Below are 23,173 nucleotides of genomic sequence, written 5' to 3'. Positions count from 1 at the left end.
GTCATTAGGGTTGGTAAACACTGATGTATCAAGCTTTTAGAGTTTTAAAGTGTGACAGTCGATGACAGTCAACTGAGGAATTCGTCGGCATCAACTTTTAATCGCAGTCCCTCGATGAAACGACCGTTTTGTTTATGTTGACGTTGAAAGCCAGCATTTTTGAGGGCGGTGTAAAAGTCAGTCGTGCTGCGGATATATTCACCGATGCCTTGGCAGTATTCGCGATACTTTTGATAGAGGTCACCGGACTTTTGCTCATATTCTGGGTTTAATTCGCATTTTTCGTTGAGAAAATGTCCGAGCCAATCATTGTCAGCATGGTAAGCATTGACCGCTTTTTCGACTGCCGCCGGAGTAGTTAATCGGTAATTTTGCTGAATGGTTCGCTGTGCGCCTTCAATGATCCACTGCAAGACTGCCGGCCCAGCTTTTTCGGTTAGGTACTGGGCGTAATTCTTAATATCATTGCGTTTAGCGATCGTAGCTTTAAAGGGGATCACAATTAACCGTCGCCAGATTCCTTCATCATTACCACCTACGTGGGGCAGGTAATTGGTGTATAACACGATGGTGTGGCTGGGCGTAAAGGAGAAAGGTTTCATGTATTTCTTTTCGGCATAGATTTCATCAGTTGAACAAAGTTGCTTGACGATGGAAGTGTTCAGTCGCTTACCTTCTTCTAGTTCAGCGGAAATGATTAGCCGCTTGCCTTTAACTTCGGCCATCTCTGGTTTGACGTTTCGCCGGACACCAGTGGTCAAGGCATCAGCTGAGAGGTGACCGGTATAAGTGCCGAGTACATTAGCGATGGTGTTCCAGAAGGTTGACTTACCATTCCTCCCGCTGCCGTAAGCAATAATCAGAGCTTCCAGGTACACCTGACCGATCGCCACCAGTCCCACAATTTCTTGGACGTAATTAATCAACGCTTGGTCACCACAGAAGAAAGTAGTGAGTGCTTCTTGCCAGAGTGAAGCTCCTTGATTACCAGGAATACAGGATGTGGATTTGGTGATTAATTCATCAGCTTGAATTTCCTGTTGACCGTGCATCCCTTTCTTTAAATTGAAAGGTCCGTTGGGCGTGTTCAACAAAAACGGATCAGCATCAAAATCATTAATCTCTTTGACGAGCTTTGGTCGAGAATTAGTTAAGATCCCGTTAATACCACGGGTGCTGCGTTCCTTGAGAATGAAGGCTTCGTAAGCTTTAGCATTTTCGTAATTCTTGAACGCTGCCTGTTGTTCATCGTTAAAAGTCCGACTAGCTTTAGTTTTACCCATTGCTTGCAAAGCGGATGTCACACCATTTTGCTGAATCTTCTTATAACTATTAGTGACACGAAGCTGAGCATCAGTTAATTGTTTATCGGTAAAACGTTGGACTTCGCCGAGAGCTAAAGGTTCCGATTCTTGCCAGACCTTACCGTCGAACCACATAAAACCTGATTGATTGGTGTAGCAGACCCGCTCTTTACAGTTGTTTACAAAGACATAAGATTCCCCAGTGTCCGAGTAGTCAGCTGGCTGTAAGTCATCATTGGGCTGATTGTATTTTTCGGGCGGAATATAATCTTTTTGATTAGCCATGCGTTGACCAAATTTGGTGGCACTATGCCAGATGTTTTTTAATTCCTGCTTGCTTAGTGGTGGATCACATTTAGCAGCTTCTTCCTGAAATGCCTGACGAGCTTCAGCAGTATTGCCAAGACGCATAATGATGCGACCGGCAAAATGCGAAAGGGTAGCATTACGTTTGCCCTCATGGATTGATCCGATGTTTTGCTGAGCAAAGTAACGCTGGGCCATCATAAATTTGTCCACGGCTTGTGATCCTTCATGCCAGATGGCTTTAGTACTAGGCACACCAAAGACAAACCGGGCCGCATCAAGCGCATTGTCATCAAAATAGGGAAAGTATTCTTGAATTTCGTGTTTTAGTTCGGCGTAGGTTTTAGCATCCGTAATCTCAGTAATCGGAAAGTAGACGTGAAACTTAGGCCGGGGTGTTTTATGGTGCTTGGCCTTCATATTGTTTCGCGAGAAAGTAATGGCGTAGGAAACATCATCGAAATAGTTAGCAATGTTTGCAGGTTTGATCCAAGTAGTCGGATCGTCAGAATGATCGTTATCGCAGTCCATGATCAGGCAGTCAGCTTTGATGAAGTTGGCAATAGCGCGTTGATTATTTGTAAATTGACCGCAGACATGGTCATAATGGGCAGCCTGTTCTAATTCCTGTGCGTTAGTGATAGTTTGTTGATGAGGATAGATCGTGTTGCTAGCCTGACCGGAATTAACTGCCGTCGATAAAGTAAAATGCATCTTTAGTTAGCCTCCATTTCGTTATTAAAGTAGCGGATATTTTTATTTTTATGTTTGGCTAAGCGGATGAAGTAGCGCATATCATGTGTTGGCTTACCAAATGACCAGGCTTCGGCGCATTTAGTTAGTAGCACAATGTTAATAAAGGCGGCTACTTGAAATTCGCGTGAATGGTGCATGTTAATAAATTGAGGTAGGTAAAGCTGTGGACAAATGGGAATGCCGCCATGTTGATAGACAAATCGGCAGTAAGAGCGCACTGTCATGGTACTTTTAGCATCGCTCTTTACTACTTCTGTAAACGGCGCAATGACAAAGATCATTGGTCGGTAGTGTGGATTCAGTTTATCTTGGCGCAGCTTGGTAATTGCTATGGTTGCTTCTGACATAGATTCAGATCCTTTCATTAAATTAGAGAACTAAAAAAGCCCTCACCAATAAGCCAGATGAGGGCAGAAAGTAAACCATTAAAATTAATCTTTTTTGTAAAAGTCGCTAACAAAACCAGCAGCGTTGAGGATTAAGCCATTGGCCCAGTCTGGAACTTCGGTCATGAGCTGAACCATGGTGTCAAGTGACCGATTGGAAGGGGCGTCAATTACGGCTTCGTCATGAATATGCATTACGGCCGGGTTGCCGGCTGCTTCTAAACGGCGCATGGCTTCAGCTAAGAGATCACGACTAGTGGCCTGGACGATGTTTTCGACTAACTTAGCACCATAGGTTTCAATTCGTGACCATTTCTTGACGGTGTTAATGCCCATGAAAGTAATGGACTCACTACCAAAGCGGTTAATGCCGATCTTAGGTTGGGGATAACAAAGAGATCGACCAGAACGTAATTTTAGAAACATACAACCACTGCGGTAGGCGAATTTCATACCGTGAGATTCTTGAGGAAGGTGGGTTTTAATACAAACTTTAGCCGCTTTATCAACGTCCCACCAAAACTGCACAATGTGAGGACTAGCATTACGCCACATTTGAACCAGTGGCGGTAATTCATCATCAGTTAAGCCAAGCTTAGTGGCACCCATGGCTTTGAGGGCACCAATGGAACCGCCATAGCCCAGGGCGAGTTCGGCAATTTTACCCTTTTGACGGAGTTCGCCATTGATGCCATGTTTGACGACCGGGACACCAAACATCTGACTCGCGGATGCACAATAGATATCTTCATTCTTGGCAAAGGATTCTTGTCGCCATTTTTCATTAGATAGCCAAGCAATCACCCGTGCTTCAATCGCTGAGAAGTCAGCCACGTAGAAATGATGATTTTTGCTAGGGATAAAAGCAGTGCGAATCAATTGTGATAAGACGTCTGGCACTGAATCATAAAGCATTGCAAGTGCTGGTACGTTGCCTTGCTTAACTAATTCGCGAGCTTCTTCGAGGTCTGGCATTGAATTACGGGGAAGATTTTGTACTTGTACAAGGCGACCAGCCCAGCGACCGGTACGGTTTGCCCCGTAAAATTGTAAAAGACCATGGACACGACCATCTTGGCACATAGCTTTCTGCATAGCCTGGTACTTTTTGACACTTGATTTGGAGAGTAACTGACGGAGAGCTAATACTTGATGAACCGTGCCGGTAGTTGTTTGTAATAGCTGTGCCACTGATGCTTTGGATAGTGAATTAGTTTTAATACCTTGCTGCTGGAGCCAGTCTTTTAGCTGTAATGGAGAGTTAGGATTTGCTAGACCTGTTAATTCTTTAGCAGTTTGTAAGTACTGGTCATGGAAGACGTTTTGACATTTGATCGCATTGTTAACCAGTTGTTGGTCAATCCGGATACCGCGATCATTAATGTCTTGATCCATCCAGTAGTTTTCCCATTCATTCTGTGGGACGGGGAAGCGTTCGAGCTTTTGGGTGATTTCCATTTCAACCTCGACGTCACGCTGATTGTATTGCTTAAACTGTTGCCACTTATCAGGGGCATGATATGGAAAGTTACGAGTACGATTTTGATTAGCTTTGGTCGGTTTGCAAGGCGTGCAGAAGTAACGAACGAGTTCTTTTCCTGCGGTGATTTTTTGTCGTGGTAGCCCTAAGACGGTACCTACATCACGAAGCGACAAGGGTAGTCCTAAGGTAGCCGACCATACCCGTGAGCAATGCCAACCAGCAGGCTTTAAGCGGTGGCTTACGAAACGTGACAGACAGACCCGTTCAAATTGAGCGTTAAAGGCACTTTTAATAATAGTAGGATCATCTAACGCCTTAATAACCTGAGGAGGAATTGATTCACCCTGAGTGAGGTCTATAACCTTTACTGGACCGAAGTCGATAGCGTAGCCAAAAAGCAGGAGTTCAAAGTCTTTACTATCTGCATAACGATAGACTCCAGTCTGGTTCAGGTTAGTGCTGGAATAAGTTTCGATATCTATTGAAAGTTGCTTCATTAAAAATCCTTTCTACAAAAAATGGGTAGTCCTTTTCGACTGCCCATCTTTTGATTTAAGCTAAGAAATCATCATCGTTATTGTCATCAATAGCGGTAAAGTCATCGCTGGCACTTGCATGACCTCCTAACGGTTCGCCATCACGAATTTTTTGGATGTTGCCAAGGCCACAGGCAATTCCACGATTCCCATTAGTATTAAAGGCATAGAAGTTAATCGATACGCGGGCGTAGCAGCCGCTGTAAACTTCATTGCGGTCGAGAATTGGTTGAACATGCTTGTCCACAATCTGTGGTGCCGTAATTGAGTTAGCATTGATAAAGTAGCTGTCTTGGTAGGCAGCATCATCACGTTCAACATCACCATTGCGAAGCGGCAACTTAAGGGCGGCCTTGTTTGGCTTCTTGCCACCAAACTTTCCAATTCCTTCCTGAATGGCAGCATCGATAGCTTTTTCGATGGCAGTGACTGTCTTTTGATCGGACTTGGGGATGATTAGACTAACTGAATACTTTTCCTTACCACCATTGATAGACTTAGGTTCCCAGATGTTGGCATAAGAGAGACGAGTGTTGATACCGGTAACGACCTTAGTTTGTTGTGACATATTATTTTTCCTCCTTAAATTCATCTTGTGGGTTAGATTTGCTAATACTCTGACGCCGATCAGAATTTGGCACCAAGGTTGGCTTACCCGCAGGTTTTACAATTTCTTGACTAAACAGTTCAGTGAATTTCTTCTTACCAAGCTGTTTTTCTAGTTTTGTAATTGGTAGTAGATTCTTTTGATAAATATCATGGTAGCCGTGTTCTTCAGCAATCTTTGCTACGGCTGCTTCATCTTTGTAATGACGAACGGACCGTCCTTCGACAATCTTGTAGCCGGGCCACTGCTTGCCGTGGTTAATGGCTAGGTCAGCGGCATAGTCTTTAACTTCGTGAGCCCAACGATTCAAATCATCGATGTGTGCCAGTACTTCGGTAACCTCACTATCCGTTAGCAAGTTCGGTGACCGTAGTTGAAAGCGGGTAAGCTTGTGATGATAGTCAAAACGAGCTCGCAGTACAGCATTACAAGCGGAGAATTGGCACCAAGGACCATAATGGACGGTACCTTTGCCAGCAAAAGCTAATTCGGCTTTTTCTTTCAGTTCGGTATTGGCCCAGTGCATCAATTTTTGGGCATTAATGGTCCAGGTACTGATATTGGCCATGCGAGGTTGAAAGATTGTAGTTTCAACTTCATCGATGTTGTACAGACTGCCAAACATCTCTAATGCTCCAACGGCATAGAGCTTCATCTGAGGGTTGTTCTTGGCTTCCACCCGGACACCCTTGCCATACTTGAAGTCGATAATGTGGAGCAGGTGATCAGAAACGATCACGCAGTCGCCGGTACCGAAGCCTTCCGGAACGTACTTGGAGAAGTCTAGTTTCTGTTCCACATTGATGGTGGCGTCAGAAGCATACTTCTTAGCTTGGTGGTATTGTCCCAGGACATAGCTAGCGTAATCATCGGTTAGGTCTTCCATCTCATCTGATTGGTAATCAGAAGTAGGACGCTTGAACCTATCACCGAGCAATCGATGGATCTTATATTCTCCTAGTGCGTGGGCAGCTGTTCCTTCAGCGGCAGTGTTTGAAGTGGTGTGCGGAAAGTACTGCTCTAGTCGTGGTAGTGGTGGAGCACTTAGCCAACGATGAGCACTGGAAGCCGATAATAATGCGTGGTGGGTTGGTGAACTCATTGTCCTAATCCCTCCGCACTGTAGTAAAGATCCTTGTAATCCTTGGGATCCACATCAGAGAGTTTCTCCGCACCAAATTTATGAAGCAATTCTTTCACTTGGTCGGTATAACCTTCGGCACTCTTCTTTGCCAGCATCTTGCGAACCGTTACTTTGTCTTCAATTGAGTCACGCTTTGGTTGCTCATCATCACTTGAAGCTTCATTTTCGTTGCTTGATAACAATTGGCGAATGGACCGAATGGTTTCCTGGGTTTGATCAAGCTGGTTCTCAGCTTCCTTAAGTTTCAAATCAAGGTCATTCATTACGCTCATAGAAATCCTCCTTTACTTCGTTAATTTGCAGTTGCTGAACATCTTTGCCAGGTGTAATCACCATCAGATGGTGTGGTTGACCGAGTAGTAAACGCAGCAGCCGTTCACGGATTGTGATTTGACGCATACTGATAACACCATCTTGTTCGGGATGCTTGGCTACTGAAATAGAAATTTTGTTAGCCATTTTGACCGTTCCTTTCTTGTTAAGTTTGGTAAGGAATAACTGCCTTACACTTACAGGCCATGGAAAACGGAAAAGTAAACGATTATTTTTGAAGAATTTTTTTGAGCTGCCGTTTGATGGTTTGCCAACGCTTAGTAATTGCCATCTTGCTGACGCCCTCGTCTTTGGCAATGTCGATCTGTTTCATGTCATCCCAGAACTTCTTCATGAGTAACTTTCGTTGTGCTGGTGTAAGTTGACTGATACTCTGGTGGAGTTGATCCATTTCTTCCTTATTAATTACCTCTTGTAACGGATCAGCATCGTCTTTTACTAGGGCGCCATATGGGTCATAGGCTTCGAGTGAAACATGACGACGGGTTTCACGGTGGTTATCGTTGTACTCAATACGATTAAGTTCGATGATTTCTTTGCCTTTAGCTTCTGTGACCGTGATTTCTTTGATCCCAGTTGGTTGATGTAGCTTAATATGCATACTGCCATCTTTAGCGTCTGAGATCTCCATATTGAGCTGGTGACGGTCGTCGTAGTATTTCTTCATAAAAAATTCCTCCTCTTGGATCTCCCAAGCGAAGGAATCGAAGGCATACTAAAAGCCACTAACAAGGCAATAAGAAACAGACCTAAACGATGAGATCGCTTGGGTACTGCAACTTGCTTTACTAGTGGCTTGTTACAGATGTTATTTAGTTAGGTGCATGCTAGTAAAAGTTGTTGATCGAGCAACACATGCTGTTCAGCCAAATAAATGTATGATCGCTTAATTTTATAAACAATCTCCTAACAAAAATTGGTATAATTAATTTGTTAAGTGTCATTTATTTAACTGACAAGTTGATAGTATCAATTTGGTGAATACTGATCAGCTACTCTAGCTACTTAAAGTTACCCGTAGCTACTTTGGGGGATTTGAGAAAATGGCGAACAATGAATTTAAAATTTTAATTGATTCATTACGGACAGCTATGAGTAAGGAAGATCGTAGATCTATTGAAAGATCCGTAAACGTTGTTTTAAGTAATTACACTAAGAATTGGAATGAAAATATTTATAGCTTACAAAATTTGAAGAAGCTTTATTACAAAGGGCTAAATCAAAATGCTGCACAGACAATTAAAGATGCGGAGATAGATGTAGACTCTTTCAGAAGATATGTTGACGATTTCGATGATATAGATAAAGACGCTATAGCCTTAAAGCTTCAAACTATCAATAAAGATGGGCAAGAGATAGAGACTAATGCAGTTTCCTATTTCTGTACTAACTTGCTAAATAGATTGGTTGAAGACGCAATAACGAAGCAACAAAAAAAGCCCACTAAAAGTGGGCCAAATGAGTATTTAAATAAAACTGTCTCTGACGATTCGTTCTCATCAGTATTTACTGAAGTAGCTTCTGAAGAATCGCCATTAATTAATAATAGTAATGGCATTCATGCGTTTATCTTAAAGCCAGAATTTTTTCCATTTTCGTATAACAATATGGAAAACTTAATTTTGAATAATATTACTAGTTATGCAGTTGCTAGAGGTATTGAAAAAAATGATGTGACAGGCATAAAGGCAACAAGAATATTAAGAGATTATATGCAAAGTGGTGTACCACAAGATCTCTTAGGAGAAATGTTGGCTTATATTTTTCTTGAACATATTGATGGTGCTAGAAAAATTTATACTCGAGCAGAGATTTCAGCCAATTCACGCACAATTAATAGTGAAGGAATTTATTTAAAAGATAACAAAGGAAAAAGTCAGCTAGTTTTAGGGGCATCACAGCTTAATGATGATTTACAAGATGCAATTCAGAATGTTGTATTAGAATTGAAAAAATTTAGGAATAATCAATCTGAATCCTTAATTATGCCAATTGATTTAATTGATAGTTCAATATTACGTGAGCAATACAGTGATGAAGAGAGCAAAGCTATTTTAAAAGTTCTAGTACCTACGGAAAATGAAATAGATGAAGTGGCAGCCTATGGGCTATTTGTTGGCTACAAATTTGCAGCTGATGATAATTTGAAAAATTGCTCTACTGATGAAGCAAAGTTAAAGTGTCGTAAGATTGTTGAGAATGACCTTCATCAGGTAATTTCTCAGTTAGATAATGAAATCAGGCTAAACGACTGGCAACGATCATCTTTTTATGTATATATGCTTCCACTTATTAGTCCAAGCACTGATGGGAACATGATTATGAGAGAACTAATTGGGTAAAGAATATGATTGATAAAAGCAAATCACTTGCGGAATATCTTTATGATAATTTGCAGCAAAATCATTATTTGAAGAAATTAGTTAAGCAATTATTTACACAATATGCTTACTTTCTTTTTCAAGCAAAATGGTCGTTAGACAAAAAAGAAAAAACAGATCTGTTGAAATTCGCAGATCTGTTATCCAAAGCCAAAAGTAATAATGAGTCTTCAGAATGTAAAAATTTATCTCTTAAAATAATTGCTATGCTGCAAGAGATGTATCCAGCGGATCCTAATATCGATATAGTAAGGAACACAGTTCTAAGTAGTTTAAAAAACTACTTGCCCAGAGAGAATCATGGGTACAGAAAAATAACTACTATTGATTTTCTGTGGGATGAAGTAATTGATGATTACAACAAAACTCAAAGAAAAATTCCAGGGCAAGAAAACCAAACGTTTATCGGTGACCAAGATAAAATTTTTAACTCGCTAAAAAATAGTATCAACAGTTTCTCTGCACCAACATCAATGGGAAAAACATATTTAATGAAGAAATTTATTGAATATAAGATTAAGGCGGGTGAAGAACTTAATTTTGCTATAACAGTGCCGAGTAAGGCTTTGATTACAGAAGTGCGAAGATCATTGTTAACAGATCTTGTTGATAATCTTAGTGAACATTCTTACCGCATTATTTCAAAAGCAGAAGAATATACCCTCGATTATAGAAATAGAAATTATATTTTTGTAATGACACCGGAAAGATTATCAAATCTGCTTTTAGATAATGATGATCTTAGACTTGATTATCTTTTCATTGACGAATCACAAAAAGTAACAGAGATGGATGATCGCAGCATCTATTACTATGAGGTTATAGATCGGATACAAAAATGGACGAAAAAGCCAAGAGTAACTTTTGCTTCTCCCTTAATTCCTAATCCAGATGTCTTTCTTCAACTAATTGATGGCAATGATAAAAGTGATATTAGAGTTGAAGAGTCTCCAGTTACACAAACTAAGTTTATAATTGATCGTTATAATCAAGAATTTTCAATTTACAATGATCAAATAAAACAAACACAGCGTTTATGCCAATTTACTGAAAATGCTGTACCACATATTATTCAAATGATTACTGGTGCTATGAATGGTCAAACACAAAGTCTTATTTATTATGGATCTAAAAGAGACGTAATGTCTGATGCAATCGTTTTTTCAAGGCAGTTTCCAATTATTGAAAGCAAAGAACTAGATGATTTAGCTGCTTACATTAGCAGAAAAATTAATCCTAAATATGTATTAGTCGATTTAGTGAAAAAAGGAATAGCTTTTCATATTGGGGAATTACCGATTGATGTACGAACCAAAATTGAAGAGGCATATAGGAAAGGAATCTTAAGGATTGTATTTTGTACAAGCACTCTATTAGAAGGGGTAAATTTACCAGCTGATAATATTTTTGTTACTTCACTTGGCAATGGTAAGAAAAAACTAAGTCAGTTAGAGTTTTTGAATTTAATTGGTCGAGTTGGTAGACTTGGACACTCTATGATCGGTAATGTCTTTCTTATTACCGGCGAAAAAGAGAAATCGCACAGCAACTTAAGCTCTTATTTGGAGTATTTAAGTAAAAAGTTAAGCAAGGAACATCTATCTGTAGAAAAAGCGCTAAAGCCTAAACAAGTTGCTGCAATCAAAAAATCATTGAGTGCAGGTGATCTTAAACTTTCTGCTGTAACAGATAAGAGAAACTATGATTTGCTCAGAAAAATATCTCTAATTTATATTAAAGAGATAAATCATAATCAAGAAGGATTCACTAGAAAACAATTTAAGAAGAAGCTTTCTGACGATGATGAAGCAGTAATTCTCAATGCTCTACGTTCAAGATATCCAGATGAAGTACAGAATGATGTGAACTTTTCTGCTGACCAGTCAAGTTTATTAAAACAAGCAATAACCGATGAAGAAATCAAGGGATTTCCTCAGATATTTAATGATGAAAATAAGCTAAACGTTGAAGGAACATATCAATTCTTTTTAAAACTGGCGCATATTTTTAGCTGGAACTTATATGAAAGAAAATTTATTCATGCTGATTCAGATGAAAATATACAGCATCAGACTTTAGAAGATTATGCCAAGTTAACCTTGATGTGGATTAATGGATATAGTCTTAAACAGATTTGTGACTATGTCATTACAATTCGTGAACACCTTGATTTTCAGTTTCTTGATAGATTAGATCAAAGTCGAAAGTTAGTAGGGAACATTAATTGGGATACTATTGCGATCAATATAACTATGAATCAACTGAACAAACTTAATTTTGTCTTAGGTAAGTATTTCCTCAAAGTTTCAAAGGAGCTGTTCACCAGTGGTATTCCTTTAGATAATGATTGGTACCAATACCTTGAATACGGGACTAATAGTGATCTTCGGATATGGTTACAACAAAATGGATATTCTCGGGAGTCATCACAATATATAGAGAACAATGCCGATGATCTAATTATTAAGGGACCAGGTGAAACATTAATATCGAATGAAATTAATTGGGTTAATGATCCTGATGTTATTGGCGAAACGAAAGAAGTTAGAGCTAATGTACCAGAAATATTCTATTAAAGGTGTAAAGAGAGGGAAATTTAATAATGAGTGAGATCGGTTTTAGTTATAACAAGTTATGGAAACTTTTAATTGACCGCGGCATGAAAAAGAAAGATCTACAACAGGCCAGTGGAATTAGTGCTGCATCAATTGCTAAGTTGGGTAGAAATGGGAATGTGACAACTGAAGTGCTACTGAAAATTTGTATAGCTTTAAATTGTGATATTAACGAGATTATGGAAATAGTAAAGGATGGAGAATAATAAAATGGTGAAGATTGATACTTCATGGGATGAACAACCGGTAGATATTACTAGTGAGGCAAATTTTATTTGGTCTATTGCTAATAAGTTACGTGGTACTTATATGCCTGATAAGTATGGTGATGTCATTATTCCAATGACTATTATCAGGAGATTCGAGTGTGCGTTAGAGCCTACAAAAGACAAGGTGCTGGCAAAATATGAGGAGATGCCAACATATCCGGCCAGAGCAATGTACAAAATTAGTGGATTCCAATTCTATAACACTAGTAAATTTGATTTAAAAGAGTTGTGTAATGACCCTGATAACATTAATTCTAATTTCAAATCATATTTAGCTGGCTTTTCGGCAGATGTTCAAGAGATTCTCCGAAATTTAGATATTGAAAGCAACATTAATAAAATGGATAAAGGCGGATGCTTATATAGCGTCGTTAAAGCATTCTCTGAACTTGATTTAAGTGTCGCTAAATTTGATAGCATCAAAATGGGATACATCTTTGAAAATTTAATTGCCCGCTTTTACCAGAACGTTGACGCTGGGCAATTTTACACCGGTCGTGACATTATTCGTCTTTGTGTCTCTTTATTACTTGCAGAAGGTAGTGAAGATATTTTAGAAGATAACAAGGTTGTCACTGTCTTGGACCAAGCATGTGGGACTGGCGGTATGCTATCAACGGCATACACTTACCTGAAGCATTTGAATCCGACAGCTGATGTGCACCTTTTTGGTCAAGAATTAATGGGGCAGTCTTATGCAGTTGGATTAGCCGAAATGTTAATCAAAGATCAAAATATCGATAATTTTAGACACGCGGATACCCTGAAGGAAGATTGCTTTCCTGATCAGAAAATGCGTTTTGTGCTAGAAAACCCTCCATTTGGTACTCCATGGGGTGGTAAAGATGCAAAACAAGGTCAAGAAGAATCAGTTAAAGAAGAGTATTTAAAAGGAGAGAGTAGCAGGTGGCCTGCAGGATTACCAAAGTCCAATGATTCACAATTACTTTTTATTCAATCTGCTTTGAATAAGTTAGATGACAAAGGTCGTGCAGCCATTATTGAAAATGGGTCACCCCTATTTACTGGAAAGACATCTTCTGGTGAATCTCAGGTACGTCGTTGGTTGCTAGAAAATGATTATCTTGATGCAATCGTGGCGATGCCAACTGATCTGTTTTACAACACGGAGTTGGCAACGTATATTTGGATTTTATCTAAAAAGAAAGATGAAAAGCGAAAAGGTAAAGTTCAATTTATTGATGCAACGAATATCTATGAAAAACTCAGGAAACCTTTGGGAAAGAAAAAGAATGAGTTTTCAAAAGAAAACCGTGAACAAATTACTAAGTTGTATACGGACTTTGAAGAGAATAATATCTCACAAATTCATGACAATGCTGAATTCATTTATCGTGAATACACAGTTATGCAGCCATTGCAACGTAGCTATGCTATTACAGAACAACGTATTGAAAAAATGCTCCCTAATTTGAGCAGCTTTTTTGATCCGGTTAAATTTGATGAACTTCAGAATAGTAATGAAAAGTTATCAGCTCGCGATGCAAAGAAATTAACTAAATTTAATAAAAATAAGCCGGTCTATGATCAATTGCTTTCCACTCTCAGAGATAACATTTCTGAAAAGGTTTATAAATCACCAGAAGTATTTAAGCCAGTTATTGAAGATCTACTTTCAGATATTGCAGATGATAAACTGCTGAAAAAAATAGTTGATGGACTATCACAAATGGATAAATCAGCTGAAATTCAAACTGACAAAAAAGGTAATATTATTTACGATAAGAGTACTGAAGAGACGGAAATTGTTAATATCAATACAAATATTAAACAATATATGGAACAAGAAGTGTTGCCATTTGTTCCGGATGCAAAAGCTTTTTTTGAAGAAGATTTAGGGAAGAAAAGGCCGGTTATAAAAACAGGTGCCGAGATACCATTTACTCGTTATTTCTACAAATATCAGGAACCAGAATCTTTAAAGTTATTAAGAAAAGAGATCAGAGACTGTGAAAATGCAATCTCTATAGAAGTGAAGGAGCTATTTAAATAAGATGGATAGATATGTGCGCCCTATGAAAGACAGTGGAATAGAGTGGATTGGTAAAATTCCTCAGAACTGGCTAACCAGCAAGATCAAATTCTATCTTTATAGAAGGGAACCACGAAATCCTGGAAATATGCCAGTTTTATCTGTTTATCGTGATTATGGTGTAGTACCAAAAGATAGTAGAAATGATAATCATAATGTTACGTCTTATGATACTTCTAATTATAAATACGTTACTATAGGCGATTTGGTCATCAACAAAATGAAGGCATGGCAAGGATCACTTGCTGTTTCTGCGTATACTGGAATAGTAAGTCCTGCATACTATGTATATCATTTCAAAAACACTTCGCTAAATAGGAAATATTTTCATTATTTAATAAGAAACTGCTATAAGGATGAATTTAAAAGACTGTCAACTGGTATTAGGGATGGACAGTGGGATTTGCAATCATACGATTTTGAAAATACGACTATTTTGATTCCACCATTAAAAGAGCAACAACTGATAATTGAATTTCTTGATAAAAAATGTGGTCAAATTGACAAACTCTTAGTTCGAATCAATGATGAAATTGAACGATTGAAAGTTTATCGAAATAGCTTAATTATAAGGACTGTAACTAAAGGATTAGATCTTAATGTCTCTATGAAAGATAGCGGAATAGACTGGGTTGGTAAAATTCCAAAGCAGTGGCTCACTAGCAAAATCAAGTTTTATCTATATAGAAATGAACCACGAAACCCTGGAAATGTTCAGGTATTGTCGGTTTATCGGGAATATGGTGTGGTACCAAAGGATAGTAGAGATGATAACCATAATGTTACTTCTTCTGATACTTCTAATTACAAATATGTCACCAAAGGCGATTTAGTTATTAACAAAATGAAAGCATGGCAGGGGTCACTTGCTGTATCGGAATATATTGGAGTAGTAAGTCCTGCATACTACGTTTATCATTTTAAAAATGCAGCATTAGATAAAAAGTATTTTCATTATTTAATAAGAAACTGTTATCGCGATGAGTTTAGAAGACTATCAACAGGTATTAGAGATGGGCAATGGGACCTACAAGCGTACGATTTTGAAAATACATCAATTTTGGTTCCTCCATTAAAAGAGCAACAACAGATAACTAACTTTTTAGATAAAAAATGCAAGTATATTAGTAACTTAATTGCTGAAAAGCGAAAGCAACTAAATCTCTTAAAAGAATACAAAAACTCACTTATTTATGAATATGTAACAGGCAAAAAGCAAGTACCAATGATGTAGGATGGATGAATAAATGCGTGGACAGATAAATGAACGATATGATTACCAACAAGAAATAATTCAGCACTTAGTTGAAGAAGATGGATATGTCGAAAGAGATCATAGCAACTTTGATAAAAAGTTTGCTATGGATCCAGAATTACTTTTTCAGTTTCTAAAGGATACTCAACCAGAAAAATTAGAAGAATTAACTAAACAGTTTAAGGAAGATACTGAAGAGACAATTATCAACACTATCAATAAATTTATCCTTAGTAAGAAAGGAAGTCTGCTTTCTGCATTAAAACACGGTGTTGATGTTAACAACCAACATTTAACTTTATTATATGGAAAGCCGGCTACTGACTTTAATCCTGAGCTCTCAAAGTTGTATTCTGAAAACATTTTTTCTGTAATGCAAGAGGTCTATGCAGATAAGGAGAATAAAGAACGGATTGATCTCGTGATCTTCATAAATGGTTTTGCCATAATTAGCTTTGAGCTAAAAAGCAATAGTCAAGGGCAGAACTATGAGGATGCAATTAGACAATATCGTACAACTCGAAATCCAAAAGATCGTTTGTTCCTATTTAAAGCAGGATGTTTAGTCAACTTTGCTATGGATACGGAAGAAGTTTATATGACTACTCAGCTGGCGAATGAAAAAACTTTCTTTATGCCTTTCAACATGGGAAAAGGAGAAGGCGTAAATTCAGGTGCAGGGAATCCACAGTTTACTGATAAATATAGTGTTTCTTATATGTGGGAGGATATCCTGCAAAAAGAAACTTTAGTTGAATTGATTAGCAAATTTATCTTTATTGAGACCAAGGAAAGTAAAGATCCGTTAACTGGGAAGAGAAAGGTAAAACAGCGATTAATTTTCCCAAGATATCACCAGTTAGATGTGATTCGTAAAACTTTAGCTGATTTGAAGATCAATAAGACATCGCAGAATTATTTAATCCAGCACTCTGCTGGATCAGGAAAAACAAACTCCATTGCATGGCTTGCACATAGACTAGCTAGCCTTCATGATGATGATAATCAAATTATTTTTAATAATGTCATCATTATGACGGACAGGGTGGTCGTGGATCGACAGCTGCAAAAAGCAATAATGGGTATTGAGCATAAGGCTGGTCTTATTCGTGTTATGGATGATAAATGTACGTCTGAGGATCTTAAACTTGCATTGGAAAGCAACACCAAAATTGTAGTTACTACGATCCAAAAATTTCCATATGTTGTTGATTTGATTAAGGATGATAGTAATTCGTCTGATGTTTCACTTAAAAATAAGAAATTTGCCGTGATTATTGATGAAGCACATTCGTCAACCGCTGGTAAAGATATGATGGCCGTAACAGAAGCTTTATCATCATCGAATAAATTCTATGAACAGGACATTCAAGATCAATTAGTACAAGAAATTGAAAGTTCCGGAAAGCAAAAGAATGTAAGTATGTTTGCTTTTACAGCAACACCTAAGCCAACTACCTTACGCCTCTTTGGACGCTTAGATAAACATGGTAATTATCGAGCATTCCATTTGTATAGTATGAAACAGGCTATTGAAGAAGGATTTATTCTTGATGTTTTAGCTAATTACACGACCTATCAAACATACTATGAACTTAATAAAGAGATTGCTGACGATCCAGAACTAAAGACAGCTGATGCTAAACGCCAGATTGCTCAGCAAATTGATTTAGATGATCAAAACATTGCTCAACGAACAAAGATTATTATTGAGCATTTTCGTAAACATGTGATGTCAGAGTTAGGTAATCAAGCTAAAGCAATGGTTATTATGTCATCTCGTAAGGCAGCAGTTAAGTACCGACAGGCATTTGAAAATTATATTAACGAACATCATTATGATGACATGGGGATGCTTGTTGCCTTTTCTGGCAAAGTTAACTCAGACGACGGTAAAAAGGAATTTACTGAAGCTTCAATGAATGGTTTACCAGAGGATCGTACAGCTAAAGAGTTTAATAAGCCTGGGTATCGTTTCTTGCTAGTGGCTAACAAATATCAAGTAGGGTTTGATCAACCTAAGTTATCTGCTATGTACGTCATGAAAAAATTACGCGGAGTCAATGCAGTACAAACACTTTCCCGCTTAAATCGTATCTGCCCACCATATGAAAAGACACCATTTGTGTTGGATTTTGTTAATGACTATAAGGATATTGAAGCTGCTTTTGCACCTTATTACACTACTACTTTATTAGCGGATACGGTTAATCCACAATTGGTTTATAACCTAGTAGAGAAGATTGATGGATTCTATATAATTGATCCACAAAATGTTGAAGGTGCAAATAACATTCTTCATAAGGCAAAAATTCAAAGTCGAGATAAGAAGAACCTCAACTTTTACTTTGGTGCTACGGAAAAGAAGATAAAAGAATTAGACGAAAATACCCAACGGGAAGTTTTGACTACATTAAAGCATTTTGTGCGTTGCTATGAATTCCTTTTGCAAGTATCTAGCCTTAAAGACGAAGAACTACAGAAACTATATAATTATGTATCTTATTTGATGAAGTATGTAAATATTAGTCGTCCAGGACAAGGGTATGATTTGACTGGTAAAATAAAAGCCAGCAAGTTTACTCAGAAAAAGACAGGCCAACATGTAGCAGGCACGAAACGGTCAAATCCAGTGGTAAAGCTGCCGATGGCAGATGATGTTGTACTTAGTGAGGACAAAAAGAAAAAACTATCCGCAATTATTGAGGAAATTAATCAGGCCACTGGATCTAATTTTGATAAAGACGTTGCCGTTAAATCCATGCTTCAAATTAGGGATTTGATGATGAAGTCTGATAATTTAAGAAATAGTGCCAAAAATAATAATGAACATGATTTTGAATTATCTTACTTTGACCATATTGATGACATGCTCATTGAAGGACTGGAGCATAACAAAGATTTCTTCACATTGCTTCTTAACAATGATGAAATGAAAAAAGAAGTCTTAGGGACTTTTGCCGAGGAAATATACAAGTCACTGCGTGAAAGCAAGGTTAAGCAATAATGAATGAAAGTATGCATCCAATTAAAAATACAGATGATCTGGCAAAGATAATCGAGCCAGATATAGATGCCATTACAAAAGCCATTAAGTCGGATGATGAAGAAAAAATGAAGAGCATTCATATAAAGATTGATGGCAAGTACTCAACATATATACCAGGATTTGGGAAAAGTATGTATGGGTATAGTTATGCTGATGGCTTTGCTTATAACTATATGGGGAAGGAATCGTATCTTAACAACTTACGTATCATGAAAGGAAGACTAGAAGGGTATCTTTGCAGTTTCCCAATTCCCCAAAATTCAAAAATAGCACAGGATATTAGTGTGAATGTACCTGTTTCAAATTCCAATGATATTAATATAAATCTTTCATTTAAGGATGCTAGAAAGCAAATAGAGGAAATGCCAGGGTTGAATGAAACTGAGACCGAGGAATTGAAGGCCAAAATTGATGAGCTAGAACAAATAGATAATGAGAAAATATCTAAAAAGAAAAAATGGGAAAAGGTAAAACCTATCATTTCTTTTGTATTGGATAAAGGGGCAGACGTTGCGATTACAATTATGGGGTTAATACTTCAAATGAAACTTGGCATTTAGTTTTTCCACAAACGCTTTAATTTTAATTTGTGGCCCTATATGTTTCCACAAACCAACAAAATATAGGACCTGCTATTAATACCTAAAACAAGGGTAATTCCGTCATTATGGCAGCGAGTTAACAAACACTATGTTTTGTAATAAAAAATGATAATCGCTTTAACTTGGCCGATACAACAAATGTCTAATTAACCACAACAGCTCGTGGCATGTTGAGTCTGTTACTGTCCTGGAACGTACAGAAAAATAGCTGATAAACTGCGTCACGACGGCATTTACGGATGATTAAAAGTGTACTTTTTTCTTTCAGAATGATTGGAATTAGTACACTTTTTCTATTTGAAGCTGGCGGGTCGAGTATTCTATGTCCTATTTCGATAGTCGAGTAGACAAAGGTCCAGTTTGGCAGGTCGTGTTGATTAGGGTAGTGAAAGTAGAGGTGAACGTTGATATGGTAGCGTTTGTGGTATGGATGAATCGGTCAGTTTGGTACTAAAGATAGAGTTAACGAAAATAATATTGAATTTATGCTAATTTGGTTAAAATATCGAAAATTTGGGCTCTTTGTCAATGAGTAAGGATGAAGAGAATTTGGAGAACTAGACTAAGCCACCTTGGCTTTTTTTATTATTGTGATTCTTAATTGCGCTATAATATTTTATGAGGTGAAAGAGATGGCTGACAAAGTTGTTGCGCGTCCGCTAATTACGATTGCAAATGTTATTTGGAGTTTTAATCCCCTGACCCATTTACCACAAGTCCTGCTGGTCAAGCGGGCTTATCCGCCATTTGAGGGTCACTGGGCTTTACCAGAAACCCTATTGCGGCGGGATGAAAGTGCTGACGTTGCCTGTATCCGCCTGATTAAGGATAAAATTGGTGTTCGTCTATCAAACAGTGCTACCGAACAGTTGGCAACCTTCACCGATCCCGACCGGGTAAGCGGTGAGCGGGCCTTGGCGATTGCCTACATGACTTTCTTACCGACAATGCCGCAACTGAGGGCCGGGTACGGAGCAACCGAAGTCGGGTGGTTTAGTCTTAACTTTGACCACGGAAAGTTTATCTTGCAAAATGGTGACTTAGTTTTGAGTTTGGCTGCAGGGTCGGCGCTAGCATTTGACCACCACCAAATTATTAATACGGCCATTGTACGAATTAAAAATAAACTGGACTACCAGCCAACCATTTTACAGATCTTAGGACCGACTTTTACCCTTCGGCAAGCCCGCGAAGTTTATGCTACTTTCCGCCAAACAACGGTCGATCAAATTGATAATTCTAATTTTAAAAAGACCCACCAAAAACTGTTTAAGGAAGTTGGTACCGCTGAAACAAAGCGGTCAGGCCGGCCACCAAAGTTATTTAAACTGGTACTACCTTGCGTCTAAAAATAAAAGTGCTACAATCAGTGATAATAAAAGTTCAATATACTTTTATTTTTTGCGGTAGTTAAAGTATTTTTTACCTAAATTTGTTAGGAGTTGTTTAATAATGAAGCATGAATTATTAACCGACCTGTATGAGTTTTCAATGGCCAACGGTTATTATCAAACACTTCCCCACGATAAGCAGGCGCGCTTCGACGTCTTTTACCGTAAGGCGCCCGATGATGGCAGTTTTGTGATTAGTGCTGGATTGATGCAAGTAATTGATGAAGTTAAGAACTGGCACTTTTCAACTGATGACATTGCTTATCTGCGGTCCCTTAACCACTTTAGTGACGACTTTCTCTTTTACCTGACGGCAGCTCACAACCGCTGCTCAATTAAGGCAATCCCAGAAGGCACGCCAGTCTTCCCACAGGAACCAATCCTTAGTATTAGTGGCCCACTAATTGATGTCCAACTTCTCGAAACCCTGATCTTAAACATCATTAACCACCAATCATTGATTGCAACGAAGGCATGGCAGATCACCAGCGTTACTGGCGGACGCCCAGTAATGGAATTTGGTGCACGACGGGCGCAGGGGCCTGATGCCGCAATATATGGTGCGCGGGCTGCCATTATTGGTGGGTGCAGTAGTACCTCCAATGTGCTAGCTGCCAAGCGGTTTAACCTTCCGGCGGCGGGGACGATGGCCCACGCCTGGATTGAAAGCTTTCCTGATGAATTAACGGCCTTTCGTGCCTGGGCCAAAATTTACCCTGACAATGCTGCCCTGTTAGTTGATACCTACGATGTGGTTAACTCTGGGGTACCGAACGCAATTAAAGTCTTTAAGGAATTGCGGGCAGCTGGCCACGAACCGGTTGGTATCCGCATCGATTCTGGTGATATTACCCAGTTGGCAACCAAGGCCCGGAAGATGATGGACGAGGCTGGTTTTACCAACGCTAAGATTACTGCTTCAAACGCCCTTGATGCCCACATTGTTAAGTCATTGCTTGATGAAGGGGCACCACTGGATAACTTTGGGATCGGTGATCGACTAATTACCAGTTCATCCAGTCCAGTATTAAGCGGTGTTTATAAAATGTCGGCACTAGAAAATGATGGCAAATGGGTGCCAAAGATCAAGATTAGTAATAGTCGCGAAAAGATTACGCTCCCTGGGAATAAGCAGGTTTACCGGCTCTACGATAAGCATGATCCCCAACACGCTGTTGCCGATGTAATTGCCCTGGCTGACGAGCAGATTGGAACCGAAATTGCGGCAATCAATGCTGACGTTCACGTCACCCGGAATAAAGTGATTCTAACCGACTTCATTGCTAAGCCACTGCTTAAGCAAGTTTTGACACTGGAAAAAGCGGCGCCAATTGAAACCGACACTTTTGCCATCCAGCATTTTGCGCAGACCGAATTAGCACAGCTGCCGGCGGCTACTAAGCGGTTGCTTAATCCGGACCGCTTCCCGGTTTATTTAAGCAAGCGGTTAGCTGACTTGCAACAAAAGCTGGTTGATGAGGCACAAAAATAAGGAGTTAGCAATGACTAAAGCATTATTAATTATTGATTATACAAACGATTTTGTCGCTGACAATGGTGCGCTTACTTGTGGCAAGCCAGCGCAGGAATTAGAAGATTATTTGGTTCAGCTGGCCAACCGTTTTTACCAAAATGACGACTACGTAATTTTCCCGACTGATGCCCATTGTGGGGACCGGTTTAGTCCAGAAGCTAAACTCTTCCCACCACATAACGTGGTCGGTACGCCTGGTCAACAGCTATACGGCAAGGTTAATGACTGGTTTGAACAACATCAGGCCAGTGACCGGGTTTACCAGTTTAATAAGAACCGCTATTCATCATTTCAAAATACTAATCTTGATAACTACCTGCGGGAACGAAAAATTGATAACTTGTGGATTGCAGGTGTTTGCACCGATATCTGTGTCCTGCACACCGCAATTGCCGCCTATAATTTGAACTACCAGATTACGATTCCGGTTAAGGGGGTCGCCACCTTTACCAAGCATGGTCAGGAGTGGGCGCTTGACCATTTTAAGAATTCACTGGGTGCGACGCTGGTTTAATGAATTTTGACTGCCTGCTATGAAGTAAGAACCCCAGTACTTGAATAGTCAACCACCACGCCCTAAAGGACGTGGCTTGTGAGCAAACACCCTTCTGATGAGTGCTTGAACCACAATTTGCATAGATAGGCCACTGCGAACAGTTCTACGAACTGTTTCGTCTTACACGGCAATTACCAATGCCTTTAGCGTCCCCAGGTTGCCGTAGGGACGGATCAAGTTAGGCCAGTTTTGCAAATCCTTTAGTCAGAATATTTTGTGCGGCGTTATGGTCACGAATGTGATGAACATGACACTTTGGACATATCCATTCCCGGTCGGCCAGAGTGAGTTTCTTCGTACTTCCGGTTCCCATGACAAAGCCACAATCGTGACAGGTTTGCGTAGTATTCTTAGGGTTCACCGTAATGAATTGGCGTCCATAAAGTTTAGCCTTATACGTCAGCATTTCTAAGAAGGTCCGCCAGCCCACATCAGCAATACTCATCGCCAAAGCGTGGTTCTTTAGCATGTTCTTACTCCGCAACTCTTCGGCAACTACTAAATCGTGGTTCTTGATTAATGTAGTTGAGAGTTGGTGTAAGAATGCTCTACGACGGCTAAAGATTTGGGTATGGATTTTAGCCACCAACAATCGTTGCTTTTGATAATTTCT

General features: G+C 39.1%; 19 protein-coding genes. 10 read left to right on the top strand and 9 right to left on the bottom strand.

The window, feature by feature from the left end:
* Positions 1 to 68 precede the first annotated feature (68 nt).
* The 8 genes from QOS10_RS00615 to QOS10_RS00580 form a co-directional block, all read right to left on the bottom strand.
* Positions 69 to 2,324 carry a phage/plasmid primase, P4 family gene (locus tag QOS10_RS00615; RefSeq protein WP_283593074.1) on the bottom strand — a complete coding sequence of 752 codons (2,256 nt, stop codon included), beginning with the start codon at positions 2,322 to 2,324 and terminating at the stop codon, positions 69 to 71.
* A gap of 2 nt (positions 2,325 to 2,326) precedes the next feature.
* Positions 2,327 to 2,713 carry a DUF7768 domain-containing protein gene (locus QOS10_RS00610; protein ID WP_283593073.1) on the bottom strand — a complete coding sequence of 129 codons (387 nt, stop codon included), beginning with the start codon at positions 2,711 to 2,713 and terminating at the stop codon, positions 2,327 to 2,329.
* Between the two features lie 84 nt (positions 2,714 to 2,797).
* Positions 2,798 to 4,732, bottom strand: a complete 1,935-nt coding sequence (locus QOS10_RS00605; protein ID WP_283593072.1) for a DNA polymerase — start codon at positions 4,730 to 4,732, stop codon at positions 2,798 to 2,800.
* Between the two features lie 55 nt (positions 4,733 to 4,787).
* Complete coding sequence (locus tag QOS10_RS00600; RefSeq protein WP_456298555.1) at positions 4,788 to 5,339, bottom strand: DUF2815 family protein; 552 nt, start codon at positions 5,337 to 5,339, stop codon at positions 4,788 to 4,790.
* Position 5,340: 1 nt separating this feature from the next.
* The gene (locus QOS10_RS00595; protein ID WP_283593070.1) at positions 5,341 to 6,480 is read right to left on the bottom strand and encodes a DUF2800 domain-containing protein; all 1,140 of its coding nucleotides are present in this window, start codon (positions 6,478 to 6,480) and stop codon (positions 5,341 to 5,343) included.
* Complete coding sequence (locus tag QOS10_RS00590) at positions 6,477 to 6,794, bottom strand: hypothetical protein (RefSeq protein ID WP_283593069.1); 318 nt, start codon at positions 6,792 to 6,794, stop codon at positions 6,477 to 6,479. Before QOS10_RS00590 ends, QOS10_RS00595 begins: the two co-directional genes overlap by 4 nt.
* Positions 6,778 to 6,981, bottom strand: coding sequence for a hypothetical protein (locus QOS10_RS00585; protein WP_283593067.1), 204 nt, complete (start codon positions 6,979 to 6,981; stop codon positions 6,778 to 6,780). Before QOS10_RS00585 ends, QOS10_RS00590 begins: the two co-directional genes overlap by 17 nt.
* An 82-nt stretch (positions 6,982 to 7,063) precedes the next feature.
* Positions 7,064 to 7,522, bottom strand: coding sequence for an RNA polymerase sigma factor (locus QOS10_RS00580; RefSeq protein ID WP_283593065.1), 459 nt, complete (start codon positions 7,520 to 7,522; stop codon positions 7,064 to 7,066).
* 376 nt (positions 7,523 to 7,898) lie between these two features.
* Here QOS10_RS00580 and QOS10_RS00575 point away from each other — a divergent pair, with 376 nt between their 5' ends.
* From QOS10_RS00575 to QOS10_RS00530, 10 genes are all read left to right on the top strand, one after another.
* Entirely contained in the window at positions 7,899 to 9,197 is a 1,299-nt protein-coding gene (locus QOS10_RS00575; protein ID WP_283593064.1) for a HamA C-terminal domain-containing protein, read from the top strand.
* Positions 9,198 to 9,202: 5 nt separating this feature from the next.
* A complete protein-coding gene (locus QOS10_RS00570) occupies positions 9,203 to 11,812 on the top strand; it encodes a DEAD/DEAH box helicase (RefSeq protein WP_283593062.1) in 2,610 nt (869 codons plus the stop codon).
* A 35-nt stretch (positions 11,813 to 11,847) separates the two neighbouring features.
* Positions 11,848 to 12,057 carry a helix-turn-helix domain-containing protein gene (locus QOS10_RS00565; protein ID WP_408621389.1) on the top strand — a complete coding sequence of 70 codons (210 nt, stop codon included), beginning with the start codon at positions 11,848 to 11,850 and terminating at the stop codon, positions 12,055 to 12,057.
* A 4-nt stretch (positions 12,058 to 12,061) separates the two neighbouring features.
* Positions 12,062 to 14,134: a type I restriction-modification system subunit M gene (locus tag QOS10_RS00560; protein ID WP_283593059.1), complete on the top strand. Its 2,073-nt coding sequence runs from the start codon at positions 12,062 to 12,064 to the stop codon at positions 14,132 to 14,134.
* Position 14,135: 1 nt separating this feature from the next.
* The gene (locus QOS10_RS00555; protein ID WP_283593056.1) at positions 14,136 to 15,407 is read left to right on the top strand and encodes a restriction endonuclease subunit S; all 1,272 of its coding nucleotides are present in this window, start codon (positions 14,136 to 14,138) and stop codon (positions 15,405 to 15,407) included.
* A gap of 13 nt (positions 15,408 to 15,420) precedes the next feature.
* Positions 15,421 to 18,435 (top strand): type I restriction endonuclease subunit R, encoded by a 3,015-nt coding sequence (locus QOS10_RS00550; RefSeq protein ID WP_283593054.1) that lies wholly within the window; start codon positions 15,421 to 15,423, stop codon positions 18,433 to 18,435.
* The gene (locus QOS10_RS00545; protein ID WP_086135822.1) at positions 18,435 to 19,037 is read left to right on the top strand and encodes a hypothetical protein; all 603 of its coding nucleotides are present in this window, start codon (positions 18,435 to 18,437) and stop codon (positions 19,035 to 19,037) included. Before QOS10_RS00550 ends, QOS10_RS00545 begins: the two co-directional genes overlap by 1 nt.
* A 674-nt stretch (positions 19,038 to 19,711) precedes the next feature.
* Entirely contained in the window at positions 19,712 to 20,428 is a 717-nt protein-coding gene (locus QOS10_RS00540) for an NUDIX hydrolase (RefSeq protein WP_283593052.1), read from the top strand.
* A gap of 103 nt (positions 20,429 to 20,531) precedes the next feature.
* Positions 20,532 to 21,962, top strand: coding sequence for a nicotinate phosphoribosyltransferase (locus QOS10_RS00535; protein ID WP_283593051.1), 1,431 nt, complete (start codon positions 20,532 to 20,534; stop codon positions 21,960 to 21,962).
* A 10-nt stretch (positions 21,963 to 21,972) separates the two neighbouring features.
* Positions 21,973 to 22,518 carry a cysteine hydrolase family protein gene (locus QOS10_RS00530; protein ID WP_283593050.1) on the top strand — a complete coding sequence of 182 codons (546 nt, stop codon included), beginning with the start codon at positions 21,973 to 21,975 and terminating at the stop codon, positions 22,516 to 22,518.
* 220 nt (positions 22,519 to 22,738) lie between these two features.
* On the opposite strand, the gene QOS10_RS00525 is transcribed toward QOS10_RS00530, so the two are convergent.
* Positions 22,739 to 23,173: RNA-guided endonuclease InsQ/TnpB family protein (locus QOS10_RS00525; protein ID WP_283593049.1), on the bottom strand; the 435-nt coding region annotated here is incomplete at its 5' end.

It is taken from the genome of Limosilactobacillus galli (assembly GCF_947381495.1).
Taxonomy (GTDB): Bacteria; Bacillota; Bacilli; order Lactobacillales; family Lactobacillaceae; genus Limosilactobacillus; species Limosilactobacillus galli.
Note: the sequence above shows the minus strand (reverse complement) of the source record. Positions and strands in the feature narration are given on the sequence as shown.